Origin of the sequence: Treponema berlinense, from assembly GCF_900167025.1 — a bacterium.
Classification (GTDB): domain Bacteria; phylum Spirochaetota; class Spirochaetia; order Treponematales; family Treponemataceae; genus Treponema_D; species Treponema_D berlinense.
In genome coordinates, this window is record NZ_FUXC01000010.1 from 95,729 (window position 1) to 113,975 (window position 18,247).

An 18,247-nucleotide genomic window follows, 5' to 3' on the forward strand; every position below is an offset into this window, starting at 1 on the left:
ATTGTAAATTGTTCAATTTTTTTTAGTTTTTCATCATTTTTGTAAAGAAAACATTTGCAACGTCGTTCTTTACTTTGTCGCTGGAAAGCAATGCCATCTGGAGCGAATAAGAATCGATAGAATTAACTGCGCCGGCAAGTTCTTCTTTTTTCGAATCTGTCAAATTGTCTTTCTGAGTACCAGTTGCTTTTACTACAAGAATTGAATCTCCTGAAACAACAGGTTCAGAAACATCTCCGTTTTTGAGGGCAAATGCTTTTTTCAAAAGATTTTCGTTTGTAGAAGCGCCAGAAATCGAAGCAAATTCTTCTGGAAGAGAGCCGAGCATTGAGTCGTTTGCGTAGTTGAGCGCAAAAGCTGGAACTTTTACAACTTTTGCACCGTTAGATTTGCCGGCAGCTTCAAAACCTTTCTTTTCAGCGTCAGAAGCGACAGCCTTTGCTTTTTCGATAAAATAGTTTTCGATTAAAGAAGTTTCGTTTTCGTTGATGTAAGAGCGGACTGTGGCAATAACAGCTGAATCTGTAAAGTCTGGTTCAGTTTTAATCAAATCGTTGTGGAAAATTGAATATCCGGCAGAAGTTTCGACAACTCCGCTAGTCTGGTTCAATTCGAGAGCAAAAAGAGCCTTTTCATCGTCTTCTTTTGTAACGATATTCTGAATCTGATAACCATAATTTGAAGAAAGTTTTCCGTCTGCTCCAGAATATGCTTTGTCAGAATATTCAGAAACTGCATCTGAAAAAGTGATTTCTTCTTTTGCGAGCTGGTTCAGGATTGATTTTGCCTTTGACTGGTCTTTTACTGTGATTACAGAAAAATTGTATTTTGTGAACTTGTCTTTATTTTCTGCGCCAAAAGCTTTTACCTGAGACTCTGGATAGTCCTTTTTGTCAAAAACTGCAAGGTCAAAAGAGCGCTTTTCTGAAGCCATTTTCTCAAAGAATTCTTTTTCTGCGTCAGAAGATTTTAAGCCGTAAAGAGTATGGCCCGCATATTTAGATTGAGTTCCCAAAAAGTCTTCGCCGCATCTGTTCCAGATTAAGCCGCGTGTAAGGTCCTGCTGCAATTTGCTTTTGTCATCTGCGCTGTAGCTGTTGTAGATTTCTGGAGAATAGTTGCCTTTTTCATCAGTAAAATACTGGTACATCTGGCGAGCCACGCTTTCTTTTGAAGGTTCCCAGCCTGATTTTTTTACGTTGTCTGCATATGCAATGGCCTGAACAGCCGAAACAAAAGCGTAATTATAGATTGTGTAGTAGTCAGAATCTTTTAAGTCAATTCCCTGTCTTCTGTACATTTCGGTGTAATTTGCAACTGCATTTGCAAATTCGCTTCCCTGTTTGTATTCAATTTTTTTGTTTCCGTATTTTCCAAAAACAAGAGAGTCCTGACCTGCTCCCTGTGCCATTGCTGGAATAAAAATAAAGGTGATGGCAGATAAAATCAAAATGATTACAGAGCCAATGAAAAGCATTGTTTTTTTCATGATAAAAACGTCCTTTTTTACTATTTTTTCGAGTATTTAAAAAAGCCTTGCTCAAAAAAACATAAACTTTTTTAAAAAACAGTAACATAATTTTATCATTCAGAGCGTGGTGCTGTCAATTGACGGTTTTTCCTTTCTTATATATGCCCGATATGCGCGATATGTGCGGATTTTTTTTATTTTTGTTTCTGATTTTTCAATAAACGACCATCCTGTAGCAGCCCCGGCTTGAACGGAAAATTTTTATTTTTGTCGCGGAATCAGTTTCAATCTGGTTTTTTAATCTTGAAATATACGAATAGACAGACGATTTATGGTCAAAAAAATTCTTTTTGTTTCTGAACAAAACTTTTTCGAGTTCGGACAAGCTCATGTCTTTTGTTCTGTTTTTGTACATGTATTCAAAAAGCTGAAAAAGCACAGGCGAAAGATTGTTCCTGAATCTAAAATCCAGAAGGTCAATTTCGCGCTGAGTTTCGCTGCCCCTGAGTTTTTCCCATCCGACCGGAACTGCCGGCTGCAAAAGCGAAATATGCCGTTTTACGCTCGGATCGCAGATTATTTCATTTAATTTTTTGAGCGTCGGAATACAGTTTTTCGGAAAATTAAACTGGTAATAAAGCTCATTTTGGCTTATCCAGTGGTTTATCCGTTCATCGTCGGGTGAAGAAGGGTCATTGTAATAAATTATGGGAATTTTCTTTCCCATTTCAAAAATCGATTCAAAAAGATTAAAGCAGCAGCCGCTTATAAGGGTAAAATCGCAGACAATCATATCAATCTGACAATTAAAATCCTGAATGCTCTTGTACAACAAACTCCAGTCGTCCTGCAGATAGCAACGGCAGCCAGAATTTTCGAGCCTTTCCATAATAAGGCGGCAGACATTCTTTTCACGAGTCAAAAAGCAGATTTCCATAGACAATCTCTCCAAATTTGTCTTACCAGTCTTTAAGATTTTCGACTTTTTCCAAAAAAACTAAAGAATTTTTTATTTATAAGGAGGCGCACAACTTTTCTTTCAAAAAACACTTGCCGGTTATGCAAAAAATTTTTGTAAAAACGGCTGTCCGCGGCTACAGCGTCTTACGCGCTTTCGGTGTTTGCACACACACGCTTCCGCGTGTCCGCTACCATCCGGCGCCAAATAAAAAAATGCAAAAAAAAATCTGTCAGAACGACAGATTTTTTTTATATCGGGTATGGCGGATTCGAACCGCCGACCCCTAACTCCCGAAGCTAGTGCGCTACCAGCTGCGCTAATACCCGATTTTTCTTTTTTTAATAAAAAAACCTTCCTCATCGAGGAAGGTTTTTGACGCGAGCAGCGGGGCTCGAACCCGCGATCTCCGGCGTGACAGGCCAGCGCGATAACCAACTTCGCTATGCCCGCGTGATGTATTTATATTAGCAAAACGAATTATTTACGTCAATAGCATTTTTAAAAATTTTTTAATTTTTTTTAAATTTTTTTGTTTTCATTTTTTTTCCAAAAAGACAAAAAAAATCCACGGTTGTAAAACTTTTTGTTTGTTTTGACCGTGGATTGATTCGGACTATTTTATTCTTTTTTCAATAAAGTCCAACTTTAGATTTTTCATTGCTTTTGACAGGCTTACTTTGTAAATATGAGGATTTAAAATCCGCTTGTAAGAAGCATCCAGCGTTTCGAGCTGCTGTTGTGCTGTTTCGTGCGCAAGGCGGATTACTTTTCCAGCAGGCTGTTTTGCTTCAATCCTGCTGCCGTTTTCTACAACTTTGTGCAAAAGCGGCTCGATTTTTGCAGCCGTAAATGTAAACTGACGGTAGTCAATCATCGGATGGTAGTAGCGGTATTCTTTTCCGGCTTCGATTTTTTCATCTTCTGTTGCGATTATGTCGGCTTTTGCATTGCCTTCTTCATCGTACAGACGATATACATTTTTTATTCCAGGATTTGTGTTTTTCTCAGGATTGTCTGAAAATTTCATTGCAGGAATATTCTTGCCGGAAGTCTTGTCAAATCTTGCAGCCAGCTTGTAAACGCCTGTAAAACTGGCCTCGTTTCCTCCAGTCACCATGTGAGTTCCAACGCCCCAGCTGTTGATTGGTGTGTTTTGCTGAACAAGAGTCTCGACAATTTCTTCTGTAAGTTCGTTTGAGACTGTGATTGTTGCCTGCGGAAATCCTGCCTTGTCCAGTTCTTTGCGGACTTCTGCCGTAAGATAGGAAATATCTCCAGAATCAAGCCTTACACCGAAGTTGTAGCCTTTTTCTACGAGCTTTGCTCCGACTTTGATTGCATTTTTTATGCCAGAGCGGAGAGTGTCGTAGGTGTCGATTAAGAAAATCGCCTTTTGAGGATAAAGTTTTGCGTATGCTTCGAACGCTTCGAGTTCAGACGGAAAAGCCATAATCCAGGAATGAGCCATTGTTCCCATTACCGGAATATCGTAGAGTTTTCCTGCCAGAGTGTTTGAAGTTCCTGCTGCTCCGCCGATAAAACTTGCGCGTGTTGCGCTCATTCCGCCGTCTGGTCCTTGCGCGCGTCTTAAACCGAATTCCATTATTGCGCCTTTTTTGCTTGCAAGCCAGATTCTTGCTGTTTTTGTTGCAATAAGGCTCTGGAAATTTATGTGGTTCAAAACCAGCGCCTCGACAATCTGCGCTTCAATAAGTTTTGCGTGGATTCTGACAATCGGTTCCTGAGGAAATATAACCGAACCTTCTCTAAAAGCGTAAACATCGCCGCTAAAACGGAAAGTTTTCAGGTATTCAAGAAAATCCGGTTCAAAAATTTTCTGCTGCCTTAAAAATTCAATATCGCTTGAACTAAAAGTAAAATCTGTGATTGCGTCTAAAAGCGTATCAAGACCGGCAAAAATTGAAAAACCGCCGTTAAATGGCTGTCTTCTGAAAAACATGTCAAAAACAACGTCCTGATTCATGTCGTTTTTCCAGTAGCCCTGAGCCATTGTCAATTCATAAAAGTCGGTGAAGAGAGCACTGTTTATGGTGCTGTTTTCGATTTTTTCGTTCATTTTTATTTTTCTCCTAATAAAAAGTCAAGATTAAAACTTCAGTTTTAGGATTGACTTTTTATTGCAATTTCGTAGCAAAGTGAGAAATTGCAGTTGATTAGTAAGTTTGCAACGCAAACTTCTAAAGATAAAAACAGACGCCATTTTCGGCTGTTTTTATCTTACATCCTGTTGAGTTTTTACTAAAAAAATGAAAGTTTTCTTCAGCGTTTACCGTCTTCATAAGCGATAAAAACCGGCTTTCTAAATTTTTTGTCCACATTTTAAAGATTTTTTTTCTTATTTACAAGTTTAAACCGGCATAAGTGTAACCGGCGTCTGTAATCGCCTTTTCAAATTCGCTTTCTGAAACGTCCTTTGAAAGTTTTACTGTAACCTGCGAAGTTTTGTGGTCTGGAGAGGCTGTTTCTACGCCTTCGATTTTTTCGAGTGCTTTTTTTACGTGGTTTTCGCAGTTGCAGCACATCATTCCTTCGACTTTTAATGTTTTTTCTGTTAATTCTGCCATTTTTGTGGCCTCCTGTTTATTTTTATTTTCCGCAGAAACCTCATTTTGTGCAGTTAAAGCGGATTTTTTGCTTTTTTTATGTTTTGAATTCCGTAAATTGAAAAAATTCAATCTGAGCGCATTTGTCACAACGCAAAAACTTGAAAGGCTCATTGCCGCCGCTCCAAACATCGGATTCATTTCCAAGCCAAAAAGTTTTATGTATGCGCCTGCGGCAATTGGAATTAAAAGAATATTGTAAAAAAATGCCCAGAAAAGGTTTTCGTGAATATTTTTTACAGTTTTTTTGCTGAGCCGGATTGCGTAGCTTACGTCCAGAAGACTGTTTTTTATAAGGACAACATTTGCCGCATCGATTGCAACATCTGTTCCAGAGCCGATTGCCATTCCCGTGTCTGCCGCTGTAAGAGCCGGAGCATCGTTTATTCCATCTCCGACCATGCAGACTTTTCCTTTTTTCTTGAATTCGAGAACTTTTTCTGCTTTTTTGTCTGGAAGAACGCCTGCAATCACTTCATCAACACCTGCCTGGGCGCCGATTGCACGGGCTGTTTTTTCGTTATCGCCTGTGAGCATCGCGACAAAAATTCCCAGATTCTTTAATTCTTCAATGGCTTTTGAACTGTCGCTTTTTATCACATCTGCCACGGCTATAATTCCCAAAAGCCTGTCTTCTTCTGCAAAAAATAGCGGAGTTTTTCCTTGATTTGCGGCTTTTTCCGCAAGAATTTTTGATTTTTCGCTTACATTGGAAATTTTTGACTGAATAAAGCTCAAGTTTCCGCCGTAAAGTTTTTTTCCTTCAAGAATTGCCGAAAGTCCGTTTCCGGGAATGGCTGTAAAGTCCGAAGTTTGTTTTAATTCAATTTTTTCTTCTCCGGCTTTTTTTAGCACTGCCTTTGCAAGCGGATGCCCGCTTTTTGATTCGAGAGAAGAGGCTTTTTCCAAAAGTTCGCGTTCAGAAACTTCAAATGCAAAAATGTCGGTTACAAGAGGCTCTCCCTTTGTGATTGTTCCGGTTTTGTCCAAAACTACAATTTTTGACTTTCCTGCTTGTTCAAGCGCTGCGGAAGTTTTGAACAGAATTCCGTTTTTTGCGCCGATTCCGTTTCCGACCATTATTGCGACTGGAGTTGCAAGCCCGAGCGCGCAAGGACAGCTTACGACAAGAACGGTTATTGCGCGGTTTAGGGCGAATGAAATCTCTTCACCTGCAAAAACCCAGGCTAAAAATGTAAAAATCGAAATTAAAATTACCGCCGGAACGAAAATCCCGGAAACTTTGTCCGCAATTTTAGCAATCGGAGCTTTTGTTGCCGCAGCGTCGCTTACCATTTGGATTATCTGCGAAAGAGTTGTGTCTTCTCCGACTTTTACGGCCCTGCATTTTATAAAGCCTGTCTGATTTAGCGTTGCCGCGCAGACTTTATCGCCGTTTTTTTTGTCGACAGGAATTGATTCTCCTGTGAGAGCTGATTCGTTTACGGAGCAACTTCCTTCAATAATGATTCCGTCGGCAGGAATGTTTTCTCCAGGGCGGACTACAAAAATATCGCCTTTTTGAACTTCTTCTATTTTTACGGTTTTTTCTGCGCCGTTTTTTAGGAGAACTGCGGTTTTTGGAGAAAGCTTCATGAGGCTTTTGAGCGCGTCTGTCGTCTTTCCTTTGGAAATTGATTCTAGAAGTTTTCCGACTGTTATAAGAGTTACAATCATTGCCGCGCTTTCAAAATAAAAACCGTTCATAAGTTTTAGAGTGCGCGCGCTGTCCGTCAGTAAAACCGAATCCGTCATCTCAAAAAGCACAAAAACGCTGTAGACAAACGAAACTCCGGAACCAAGGGCGACGAGAGTGTCCATGTTTGGCGCAAGATGTATAAGACTTTTAAATCCGGAAACGAAGAATTTTTTATTTACGAGCATTATGAGAGCCGAGAGAATCATCTGTAAAATTCCCATTGCAACGTGATTTCCGCCGTTTTTGGTGAACCAGGCTGGAATCGGCCAGTCTAACATCATGTGTCCCATGCTAAAATACATTAGGACTGACAGCAGCAAAACCGACCAGACGAGCCTTTTTTTCAAGAGCTGAGTCTCGCTGTCTTCGGTCGGAGCCTGGCCTTGAGTTGAATTGCTTTTTTTTGATGAAAATTTCTGCGCTTTGTAGCCGGCTTTTTCGACAGCATTTATTATTTTTTCGGAAGAGGCTTCTCCTTCAACTCCCATGGAATTTGTCAGAAGGCTTACTGTGCAGGAATTGACTCCCGGAACTTTTAAAACCGCTTTTTCAACTCTTGCAACGCAGGCCGCGCAGGACATTCCTGTTACTATGTATTTATCCATAAATTTTCCTTTTGTTATTTCATAAGTTTTTGAAGAATTTCTACAAGCTCGCCGACTGTTTCTGTTTTTCCGTCTTTAATGTCGTTTACTACGCAGGAATTTATGTGTTCTGCCAAAAGAACTCTGTTGAACGAGTTTAATGCCGCATTCACCGCCGAAACCTGAATCAAAATGTCCGGACAGTAGGCATTGTTTTCGAGCATTTTTTTTATTCCGCGGATTTGGCCTTCGATGCGGTTGAGCCTGTTTGAAAGAATCTTAAACTCTTCCGGGCTTCTTTTTTTTGTTCTTGTTGAACAGCAGCATTCGTCTTTTGATTCCATTATAGTTTCCTTATTTTGTTATATTTTTCTGGAAAATATATAATACCTCTATGGGGTATGTGTCAATAGGCTTGTCCTAAAAAACTGTATCTAAGAAATCGCAATGTTGTTATATTGAATATATGACTCGAAAATTTTTTAAGTTTTTTTTAACGACTGTTTTTTTGTGCGGCGCGGTTTTTGTTTTGCCTGCCCAAAAAACTTCTGTTCCGTCACTTTTTAAGTATAAGCTCGAAAACGGACTTGAACTTTTTGTAATGGAAAATGATTCTGCTCCGCTTGTTTACATCGAAATTGCCGTAAAAGCCGGAGCCGTTACCCAGACACCGGAAAATGCGGGACTTTTTCATCTTTACGAGCACATGATGTTCAAGGGAAATGCAAAATATGCAAATCAAAAGGAAGCGTATGCCGCTTTGAACAAAATGGGTGTTTCTGAGTGGAATGGAACGACTTCGATTGACCGCGTAAATTATTTTTTTACGGTGCCGTCGGGACTTTTAAAAGACGGACTTGAATACTGGTCTTACGCAATCCGCACTCCGCTCCTTGACGAAAAAGAGCTCGAAAACGAAAAATCTGTTGTTTTGTCGGAAATCGAGGGCGGAATGAGCGAGCCGGGAAGAATTTTTGGCGCAGGGGTTTTTAAAAATCTTTTTTTTGAATGTCCCTGGAAAACCGACACTTCCGGCGATCCAAAAATCATAAAGAATGCGACTGCGGAAAGCCTTAAAAAAATTCAGGAAGAATATTATGTTCCTGCAAACACCGCTCTTTTTGTCGGAGGCGATGTAAAGCACGAGGCAGTTTATTCCCTCGTAAAAGAAATTTACGGTGACTGGCAGAACGGAAAAAATGCCCAGACTGGAAAGAAAATCGAAACTTCGTCAAAAACTCCATTTTCGGCTACAAAAAAACTTGTCTTCGCCGATCCACAAAATTCAAAGGGAATAAGCAGGCTTGTTTTTTATCTTCGCGGACCTGACGCCCAGAGCGACGAAAATGACACTTATGCGGCAGATGTCTGGTCATATCTTCTTTCAAATCCGTCTGGAAATTTTATTTCCAAGGCAATACAGAATAAAGAATTGAATATTCCCGATGCGGATTATATCGGCGGCTCGTATTCGACAATGCGGGCGAGCGGAATTATAAGTTTTTCTGCGGCTTTTATGAATGATGAAAAAATTTCACCGCAAAAAAGGGCACAGCTTATTCTTGACTACTGGAACACGCAGGCAGTGGACGATATGCTCAAAAGCGGAACTGGATACGACGAAAAAGACATAAAAAGCGTAAAAGGCAGGCTTGAAGACAGCCGGACCTATTCAATGGAAACCGCCTCTCTTTTTTTACGGGGCTTTTCTTCGGAATGGGCTTCTTCTGGTGCGGATTATGCTCTTTCTTATGACGAAAATATTTTAAAAGTTGAAAATAAAGATGTCCGCTCTTTTGTTGAAAAATATATAAAAGATAAAAAAGGGCTTGCCGTTCTTTTTGTAAATCCGGAATATTACAGGGAAAATAAAAAAGAATTTGAAAAAGACGGCTGGCAGGAACTTAATGCAGAAAATGCCCGCTGGTGGAAATAAAATCCGCTCTAAAAAGGCATTTTTCGGAGGAAAATTATGAAGATTATAAAAAAAGCATTTTTTGTTTTGTTTACGGCAGGAATATTTTTTCTTGCGGGCTGCGCCTCGTCTCCAAAAAACGAAAAAGACGCTTATTATGAAGAAAATGTAAAAGATTTTTCGAAATACGAATTAAAAAACGGAATTCCGGTGATTTTTAAAAAGACGAACGGCGGACAGGTTTTTGTTTTGCGCACTGTTTTTGAAGGCGGAACTCCGCTTGTAAGTCCAAAAATGGCAGGAATTGAAGGTCTTACCCTTGAGCTTATGTTCCACGGAAGCAAAAATTTTTCGTACGAAGATATTCAAAACATGCAGTACGGAATTTCTTTTTCGATGAACAGTTCGAGCGGACGAGATTACAGTGTCGCCGGAATAAAATGCCTTCAAAAAGACCTTGATGCCGTCCTTGAAATCTATGCCGATTCAATAAATTCGCCGGCTTTTTTAGAAAATGATTTTAAGCAGATGATGCTTAACGAAGAGGATTCTTTTGTGCGCTCAAAATCAGATCCGAGCGGCCAGCTTGGAATTGAACTTGAAAAAACGGCGTTTGGAAAAACCGCCTATGCAAGTTCAACTTCTGTAACCGAAGAGTCGTTAAGACTTATTACTTTGGACGAAATAAAAAATCACCATAAAAAACTTTTGGATGCGAAAAGAATAAAATTTGTCGTTGTTGCAAATATGGACTTGGACGGACAGAAAAAACTGGTCGAAAAGCTCAATTCTTATTTTGGAGCGATTCAAAAAGGAAGCTACAAAGCTCCGGAAGTTGGAGAAATTTTTGTCGAAGGCGAAGATATTTTCCTAAAAAATGAGCAGGCTGGAACTTCTGGCTATTCAATCGGATTTTTTAACTGTCCAGAGCGATATGATTCGGATTATGTGCCTTTTGCGATTTCTCTTATGTATTTGGATGATATATTTTTTGATCAGGTGCGCGAAAAAGCCGGGGCAGTTTACTCAATTGGAACTGGTGTTCTTGGCGGAAAGCAGATGCTCGGAGCGATAAGCGCCTACAAAATAAGCGATACGGAAAATATTCATTCATTGATTTATAAGGCGATTGAAAGTTTTCCGGACGAAAAACAAGTTGAGGAAAAACTCGGGCAATACAAAAACAAATACATTACGACGTTGTTCGATTCGAGTCAGAGCGGAACTGGAGTTGCTGCAAATATTATTACTTCGCTTGAATATTCTGGAAAACCGGACACGTATTTAAGACGCTCTTTTCAGGTGCAGAACGTAAGCGCAAAACAGGTTTGTTCTGCATACAAAAAGTACATAGCGCCAGAGTCAAAAAATAAAATCCGCTGGATTACGGTTACAAAATAAAAACGCGTTTTGACAAAAAACGGCTTTTTATAGAATTTGTTTTGATTTTAAGGTACGATGAATCCGAGGTGATTTTTTATGAAAGTTGCGATTTTTTTTGGCTCTAAATCTGACAAAGATACTATGAAGAAAGCGGCAGACGTTTTAAAAGAATTTGGAATTGAATACAAGGCTTTTATTCTGTCGGCTCACCGTGCAGGCGCGCTTTTGCACGAAACTGTAAAAAAAGTTGAAGAAGAAGGTTTTGAAGTGATTATTGCAGGAGCCGGACTTGCGGCAGCTTTGCCAGGCGTTATTGCAGGAGAAACGACTCTTCCTGTTATTGGAGTTCCGCTCGAATGTGTAAATCCCGGAGTTTCTAACGGTCTTGGCGGAATGGACGCGCTTCTTTCTATCGTGCAGATGCCTCCGCAAATTCCTGTTGCAACAGTCGGAATAAATTCTGCAAAAAATGCGGCTTACCTTGCGGCAGAAATCCTTTCGATAAAATATCCTGAGTTAAAGGAAAAACTCGTGGCTTTCCGCAAAAAGCTTGCGGATGACGCCGCGGCTTCTGGTCTTGACGTTGCATTTTAACGCATAATGACACAAGACCGAAAAATTGATATGATAAAAAAAGTCTTAGCCCGCGGTGGAGCAGCGGCGTTAGCCGGTCCGAAGGACTGAGGGTTACCGAACTGCGCAAGTGCGGTCGAGAACGAAAAATGTGCTCCAAAATTATTGAGGAAAAATATGGCGACAATTGACTACAAAGATTCTGGCGTTGATGTTGAAGAAGGTTACAACGCTGTAAACGAATACAAGGTTCATGCAAAACGTACCCGCATTCCTGGACTTTTGACGGATTTGGGAAGTTTTAACGGAATGTTTGAAATTCCTGCCGGCTTAAAGCAGCCGGTTGCTGTTTCTGGCACTGACGGTGTAGGCACAAAACTCGACATTGCTTTTCAGATGGGAAAATACGACACTGTTGGAATTGACTGCGTTGCGATGAGCGTAAACGACATCTTGTGTTCCGGCGTAAAAACTTCGTTCTTTTTGGACTATGTTGCCTGCGGAAAACTCGATGCAAAGGTTGCCGGACAACTCGTAAAAGGTGTTGCCGACGGCTGTGTTGATGCTGGATGTGCGCTTTTGGGCGGAGAAACTGCCGAAATGCCTGGATTTTACGACGACGGAAAATACGATCTTGCCGGTTTTGGCGTAGGTTTTGGCGAAAAAGAAAAGGTTATTACTGGCGACAAAATCGAAGACGGTGATGTTTTGATCGGTCTTTCTTCGACAGGCTGCCACTCAAACGGATATTCGCTTGTCCGCAAGCTCGTAAAGGATTTTAACGAGGATTTTAACGGAAAACCGATTGGAGAGACTTTGCTTACTCCAACACGTATTTATGTTCGTCCAGTTATGGATGCTTTGGAAACATTTGGCGAAAAAATCCACGGAATGGTTCATATTACAGGCGGCGGCTTTTACGAAAATGTTCCTAGAATGTACAAAAAAGGCGCAAACCTTGTAAGCGTAATCAAAAAAGACAGCTGGGAAAAACCTGCGATATTTGCGGAGCTTGAGCGCCGCGGTGCGGATCCGGAAGGCATGTGGGGAACATACAACATGGGAATCGGACTTGTTCTTGCTGTTAAAAAAGAAGATGCTGATGCAATTGTTGAGCATTTTAACAAAAAAGCAGCTGATTTTGCGACAGATGTTCACAAAAAGCTTGGAATTCCAGATATGAAGGCTTATAAAATCGGCTATGTAAAAGCCGCTGAGCACGATTTGGGAACAGACCTAAAAGGCTCCCACGAAGCGACAATTCTTGAATAGAATTTAAAAATATTTTGTATGATAAAACCGGCTTAAATTGAATTTTTGCCGGTTTTTTTTATGTCCGCACCGTTTTTTTTGCGCAAGGCTGGTGCTCAGTTTTTTTAATTTTTTTGTGCTTGATAAAAAGTCGTTATTCTACTAAAGTTGTTTAAAATTACTTTTGTTTTTGCTTTTTTTAACTGTTTTTTTTCATTATAAAAATTGAAAATACACACTTTGCACGTTATACTTTACACTGGTTGTTTTTGATTTTTAAGGTGGAGGACTTTATGATAAAAAGAATTTTTTCTTGTATTGCGGCAACGCTTTTTTGTGCTTTGCTTTTTTCTTGTGCTGCAAGCGAGACTTCTTCTGTCAGTTTTTCTGTTCCGGCAGACTTTGCGCGTTCAATCAAAGAGAGCAGTGCAGGAGACTGGACTTTGGATGTAGAGCTGAGCGGAGATTTAAATCTTTTGAAGCCATTTTCGATAACAGAGCCTAAAAATGGTTCTGCTGAGCCTGCTGTATTTACGATAGAAGATTTGAAGTCTGGCTCAAAATTCGAAGTGAATGTTAAAATTTTGAACGGAAATCTTGTAAAATACAAAAATATTCAGCCTTATTCCGTTGAACTTGAGACAGGAGATAATTTTCTTAAAGTTGAACTGGAAAAAATAAGAACAAATGCAGATATTGCTGGAATCGAGACAAAAGAATTCAGTATCTGTGCAAAAAAAGGTTCAGTCGAATACAATTATTCTGACGGCAATGTTCCAGAATTGACTTATGAGAATAAAATAATTGAATTTTCTCTTCTGTGCGAAAAAGAATTCGACTTTGATTCGTATTCTTACAGCTGGTATATGAACGGAAAAGAAGTTGTTTCTGCAAAAGATAAGCCTTCTTTTGAGTTTAACTTGATGCAGAATGATGATGTTGTTTTGACAGAAAAAGGTGGAGAACAAGAAAACAATAGCCTTACGTGTTTTATAAGTTCTGGCGAGGAGCTTATAGAAATTGAATACATCTTTGTTTTAAACGAAAACTCTTAAATCTGCTAAAAATCTGTCAAATTATCTTAAAAAACTAAATGTTTGGAGAAAAATCTATGAAAATTAAACGCTTTTTACAAGGACTTGCGGCTTTTGCAATAATTGTGCTTTTTGCAGGATGTACGAACATTCTGGATTCAAAAACTGCTGAAAAATCTAAAGAAAACACTTCTGTTTCAATTAATTTTAATGCAAACGGACGATATATTTCGGCTGGAAGTTTTGAACTACATAGAATAACTTCGTGGAAAGTAATTTTTAAAAGCGATTCTGGCGAAAAAGACATTGAGCTTGCATGGTCTTCTGAAACTTCGGATTCTAGCTCAAATTCAAGCAGTCCGTCCCTTAATTATAGCGAAGGTGTTCTTAATGCAAAACTGATTCCGACTGGAATATACGATATTACTCTCGAAGGAAGCTATTCTGAAGGAAACAGCACAGTAGCCGTTAGCGGAACAAAAGAAGATGTTACAGTTTCTTCGGAAACTGCAAAAAATAATATAACAGTGATTGTCGGACTTAAAAAAGACAGTTCTCTCAGCGGTAGTCTTGAGCTTTATTTTAATACAACCGGTATACCAGATTATGCTTCTGCCTTGCATGTTACACTTAAAAATATTCAAACAGGCAATATTGAGTATTCAACTGATAAAAAAAATCTTGTTTTTTCAGCTTCCGGTAACAGCGTATATACTCTTACTGGAAAAGATATTGCTCCAGGCTGGTACAAACTTGAGTTTTATCATAGTGACAGTGTAAAAATAGAGATTCCAAGCGACAAAATGATGGTGGAAATTGCTTCTGGAATAAAAACGACAGATTCTGATATAAAGCTTTCTGGTACGTCCGTAAAAAAATACTATGCGACAAATGACAATTCTGAAAGCTACCAGAAGATGAATGGTCTTTCTGTATCTTCAAGAAAAAATCTTACGGCGCTTTTGGAAACTTTGACAAAAAACTGGCCTGGCGTGCCGGAAGTTGATATTTTTATGGACAAAGTTCCTGAAATTGACATAAAAACTTTCAATGAATTAAAGAAAACACTTGGAAATTCAAAAAATCTTTCGATTTATTTAGGAGAAAGCACCTCGCCAATTATAACTGCTAATTCATCTGATACAAATGCTGTTAATACCGTTCTTTCGGGCTCTGCTTGGCTTGTTGCAACGGACGACGGAAATAAAAATTTTGAAATAACCGATCTTAGCGTAGGTCAAGAGCAGGCTAATTCTATTGATATTACCCTTAAAAACGGAGCATGTCTTGATGTTACCGGCGAGATGCCGTTTTCTGGCAATTTGAATATCTATGCAATAAAAGATAGCGAAGACGGAACTGTTCAAGACAACTTTGCTTCATATATAGCTACACCTTTCTTTTCGTCGTTCAACAATACTGGTGTAGACAGTTTTTCTCTTCGCGAATATGCTTCGAAGAAGGTTTCGGAGCACAATACGATAATCAGTGTTCCTAAAGAGGCTGGTGTCGAATTTCGTATAAAACCTGCAAGCATGAAAGGCATAACGGCAGAGTCAAGCGATAATTTTTCTATTGAGGCGTATTATTCAAGCGGCAGTGATAATAATGTTTATGCTTCTGGCAGTGCTATTCCGTATGAATCTTCTTCTCTTGAAATTAAACTTAACTACCCTGAAGGCATAGAAATCAAAAACTGTTTATGGTATTTGAACGGAGAGTCTTTTGATGACAGTGTAAGCGAACTTACAGGATTTGATCCTAAGCAGGCTAGCAGCCTAAACGTTGACGGTAAAAATGTTATAAGCTGCTTTGCGTCTGTTGGAGAAAAACTCTATCTTTGCGAATTTAATTTTACTTTTAAGACACCAAGTCGTAGTGCGGCTGTCTGGGGTAGCGAAAAAGGCAATAATTATTCTATGAAGCAGATTTATGATTATACTGATTCAACGGCCACAGAAAGCATCATAAAAGGAAACTTAACTTCTAAGTATTATTGCTTTGACAAAAATTACAATCTTTGGACTGCGGTTCCTGGAGATGTTTTAACTTTGAATAAGTACTCGATGAAAGTTTCTACCGGTTCTTATTCTGATACTCCTGATTTAACAAACCAACTTTCAGAAATTACAAGCCTTTCAGATATGTGCTATGACTGTGTAAACAGCTATATATATCTGCTTGTGAGTGGAGACGGAGACGCTTCGGGTGGAGACGCTTCGGGTGGAGACGCTTCGGTAGGCGTTTATGCTGTTTCTACAGGATCTGAGCCTGCTATAGTTGCAAGCACGCAGATTGGTATTTCGACTCTCGAAAATGCCGGAACTTTTACCAATATCGCAGTCAACGGAAATGATTTTTATTTTGCAGACAGCTCTTGCAATGTTTATAAAGCAACTGGAACCGTAACTTCTGACACTATTGAGATAGAAACTCCAACTCTTGTAAATAATCTTGCTTCGAGTGATATTTTGAAAGACTATGATTCTTCTAAATATGATGGTACCTATGATTCGATTTCGATAACGGATTTGCAGTTTGGAGACGGCCTTGGATATGGCACTGAGCATGTTTATGCGCTTGTAAAAGAGTCTTCTAGGGGACTTGGTTTTACTCAATCAGATTATTTTTATAGCCGTGGCGCGCTGGTACAAATCAATACAACAGATGACTCTACTAATATATTTGGCTGGACATATGCGCAAACAACGCTTAGCTACAATTATTATGGTAATCCTTATACGGATTACTATTACATTCCTGACGCAACCGATTTAGCCACTACTGCCTTTTTTGGACCTGAAAAATTCTGCGCTGTTGTTCCAAAAAAGATTGTGGTTGTTGACGATGGATTTTATTGGAAGGCAGGAGATACCGGCGACGGAAAAATAAAAAATAAAGACTCCATTGTTGAGTTTGATATTGCAGGCTCAACGCTTACGAGAGGAGCTGCCAGCATTTCGGCATCGTTTAATATTGGTGCAACTGATTATTATAGTGGAATAGTTGAAAACTAAAGTTTTCTAACAACAAGCGGTCTGTTCTTTTGCATATTGCAAGGAGCAGGCCGTTTTTTTTATGATATAATTGTTTATATGTTCAATTTGTTCAAAAAAAAATCGATAAAAATTTCTGTCTGTGTGCCTGTCTGTGGCACGCAAAAATTTTTGTCTGCCTGTTTAGAAAGCATTTGTGCTCAAAGTTTTTGCGGTTTTGAAGTCATTGTTGTTGACGACGAAGGAATTGAGCGTCTAAAAGAAAAAAAATTGAATACAGGGCAGATATTAAAGGAATTTTGCAAAAAGCACAAAAGTTCAAATTTTTGTATAAGGTTTATTCAGCACGAAAAAAATAAAGGTCTTGTGGAAGCCCGCCGTTCTGCCGTTTATGCGGCGGCTGGAAAATACATAATGTTTGTTGATAGCGACGACTTTCTTTTGCCAGACGCGTTAAGCACTCTGTATGACATTGCCGAAAAAAAAGGAGCGGACATTGTTCATGGAATGGCAAAAGTCAAAACTAGGCGAGAGTTAAAAAATCTTTCTGAAAAGGATAAAAAATTTTCAGAGAATAGAATTCTGGAAATTACAAAAAAAATAACCAATGTTTTTGTTGGAGCAGATGGCGGCTCCGAAGGGTTTTTATGCAAAGATGAAATTTTAAATGGCTTTTTGGTTCAGCGCAATCACTGCGGTTTTTTATGGGCAAAACTTTTTGAGCGGGAATTGTGTTTAAATGCGTTTGAAAAAATTCCGCCAGTATATTGTGTTTTTGCGGAAGATTTTTTGATTTATTTTTTTCTTGCCTTTTATGCAAAAAAATATGCTGGTATAAAAAACGAAGTGTATTCTTACTGTGTTGATACCGGAATTTCGTCAGAAAAGAAAATTTACAGCCTTGAACAATGGAAAAAAGTTTGTTCTGCTGCAAGCGCGAGCACTGTTCTTCTGGATTTTGTTCAGGAAAAAGACATAGAAAACAAAACTCTTACAGAAAGCGAAATTGAAGAATTGAGAAAGACTTGCCGGTATTACGCAAAAAACAATCTTGAGCAGTTAAAAAAAACTGTAATCCCAGAACTTCAAACGCAGGCCTACGAAGAACTGTGCGAATGGTGGGGAAAAGAAATGATCAAAAGCGTAGAAAAATGACTGCAAAACAGGTGATATTAAAAATATTATCACCTGTTTTTTGAAATGCGAAAAACAGACGCTCTGAAGAATTGATTTAGTTTTTGTCGGTTTTTAAACTTGTAACCTGCTCCAAAGAAAGCCCTGTAGCCATGGCAATTTGTTCAGGCGAAATGTTTATTTTAAGCAAATTTTTGGCAGTTTCAAGAGTTTTTTCATTAGCAATGTCTTGAGCCATATCTTTTGCAATGTCTTGAGCCATATCTTTTGCAATGTCTTGAGCCATATCCTTTGCTATACCTTGAGCCATGTCCTTTGCCATATCTTGCGCCAAATATCTTGCCTGCAGCTTAATCTCCTGTTCGATTGTCATATATCTGTGCCTCCACTGGGCATTCATTTTTACACGCTCAACCAACGCGGACAATCTGTCTGTAAAGTTGTCGTCCGAGTTTTTTCCGCATAAATATCTGAAAAATGAACGCAGATTTTCTGACTGCATTTTATCATACATAGTCGCGTTAAAAAAGATGTTGACCGTCCCGTCGTTCATGAGTATATTTTTGTCTTCCTCCGCCCTGTATCGGAACGTGTAGACCGGAAGCCTGTGCCCGAAGGCGTC

The 18,247-nt window shown here is 39.2% G+C and carries 12 protein-coding genes, 2 tRNA genes and 1 pseudogene; 7 read left to right on the plus strand and 8 right to left on the minus strand.

Translation table 11 applies throughout. The annotated features are described in order from the left end of the window. Positions 1–22: 22 nt before the first annotated feature. From B5D47_RS08815 to B5D47_RS08850, 7 genes are all read right to left on the minus strand, one after another. Positions 23–1,489, minus strand: a complete 1,467-nt coding sequence (locus B5D47_RS08815) for a peptidyl-prolyl cis-trans isomerase (RefSeq protein WP_078931462.1) — start codon at positions 1,487–1,489, stop codon at positions 23–25. 196 nt (positions 1,490–1,685) lie between these two features. Continuing rightward, positions 1,686–2,408 carry a hypothetical protein gene (locus tag B5D47_RS08820; protein WP_078931463.1) on the minus strand — a complete coding sequence of 241 codons (723 nt, stop codon included), beginning with the start codon at positions 2,406–2,408 and terminating at the stop codon, positions 1,686–1,688. Positions 2,409–2,685: 277 nt separating this feature from the next. Continuing rightward, positions 2,686–2,758, minus strand: a tRNA-Pro gene (locus B5D47_RS08830). Between the two features lie 50 nt (positions 2,759–2,808). Continuing rightward, positions 2,809–2,882, minus strand: a tRNA-Asp gene (locus B5D47_RS08835). A 163-nt stretch (positions 2,883–3,045) separates the two neighbouring features. After that, complete coding sequence (locus B5D47_RS08840; protein ID WP_078931465.1) at positions 3,046–4,509, minus strand: nicotinate phosphoribosyltransferase; 1,464 nt, start codon at positions 4,507–4,509, stop codon at positions 3,046–3,048. A 283-nt stretch (positions 4,510–4,792) separates the two neighbouring features. Further along, on the minus strand, positions 4,793–7,360 hold the full coding sequence (locus B5D47_RS08845; protein ID WP_078931466.1) for a heavy metal translocating P-type ATPase: 2,568 nt from the start codon (positions 7,358–7,360) through the stop codon (positions 4,793–4,795). A 14-nt stretch (positions 7,361–7,374) separates the two neighbouring features. Continuing rightward, entirely contained in the window at positions 7,375–7,683 is a 309-nt protein-coding gene (locus tag B5D47_RS08850; RefSeq protein ID WP_078931467.1) for a metal-sensing transcriptional repressor, read from the minus strand. A gap of 122 nt (positions 7,684–7,805) precedes the next feature. Here B5D47_RS08850 and B5D47_RS08855 point away from each other — a divergent pair, with 122 nt between their 5' ends. The 7 genes from B5D47_RS08855 (at position 7,806) to B5D47_RS08885 (ending at position 17,646) form a co-directional block, all read left to right on the plus strand. Next, a complete protein-coding gene (locus tag B5D47_RS08855; RefSeq protein WP_078931468.1) occupies positions 7,806–9,275 on the plus strand; it encodes a M16 family metallopeptidase in 1,470 nt (489 codons plus the stop codon). 36 nt (positions 9,276–9,311) lie between these two features. Then, positions 9,312–10,655 (plus strand): M16 family metallopeptidase, encoded by a 1,344-nt coding sequence (locus tag B5D47_RS08860; RefSeq protein WP_078931469.1) that lies wholly within the window; start codon positions 9,312–9,314, stop codon positions 10,653–10,655. A gap of 78 nt (positions 10,656–10,733) precedes the next feature. Beyond that, on the plus strand, positions 10,734–11,231 hold the full coding sequence (gene purE, locus B5D47_RS08865; RefSeq protein WP_078931470.1) for a 5-(carboxyamino)imidazole ribonucleotide mutase: 498 nt from the start codon (positions 10,734–10,736) through the stop codon (positions 11,229–11,231). Positions 11,232–11,387: 156 nt separating this feature from the next. Continuing rightward, positions 11,388–12,482 carry a phosphoribosylformylglycinamidine cyclo-ligase gene (purM, locus tag B5D47_RS08870; RefSeq protein WP_078931471.1) on the plus strand — a complete coding sequence of 365 codons (1,095 nt, stop codon included), beginning with the start codon at positions 11,388–11,390 and terminating at the stop codon, positions 12,480–12,482. A 272-nt stretch (positions 12,483–12,754) separates the two neighbouring features. Continuing rightward, positions 12,755–13,516 carry a hypothetical protein gene (locus B5D47_RS08875; RefSeq protein WP_078931472.1) on the plus strand — a complete coding sequence of 254 codons (762 nt, stop codon included), beginning with the start codon at positions 12,755–12,757 and terminating at the stop codon, positions 13,514–13,516. Positions 13,517–13,572: 56 nt separating this feature from the next. Further along, positions 13,573–16,512: a hypothetical protein gene (locus B5D47_RS08880; protein ID WP_078931473.1), complete on the plus strand. Its 2,940-nt coding sequence runs from the start codon at positions 13,573–13,575 to the stop codon at positions 16,510–16,512. Positions 16,513–16,590: 78 nt separating this feature from the next. Next, positions 16,591–17,646, plus strand: a complete 1,056-nt coding sequence (locus B5D47_RS08885) for a glycosyltransferase family 2 protein (RefSeq protein ID WP_078931474.1) — start codon at positions 16,591–16,593, stop codon at positions 17,644–17,646. A gap of 76 nt (positions 17,647–17,722) precedes the next feature. Here the strand turns inward: B5D47_RS08885 and B5D47_RS08890 are convergent. Continuing rightward, a pseudogene (locus B5D47_RS08890) lies at positions 17,723–18,247 on the minus strand (Rpn family recombination-promoting nuclease/putative transposase); the annotation flags it as partial.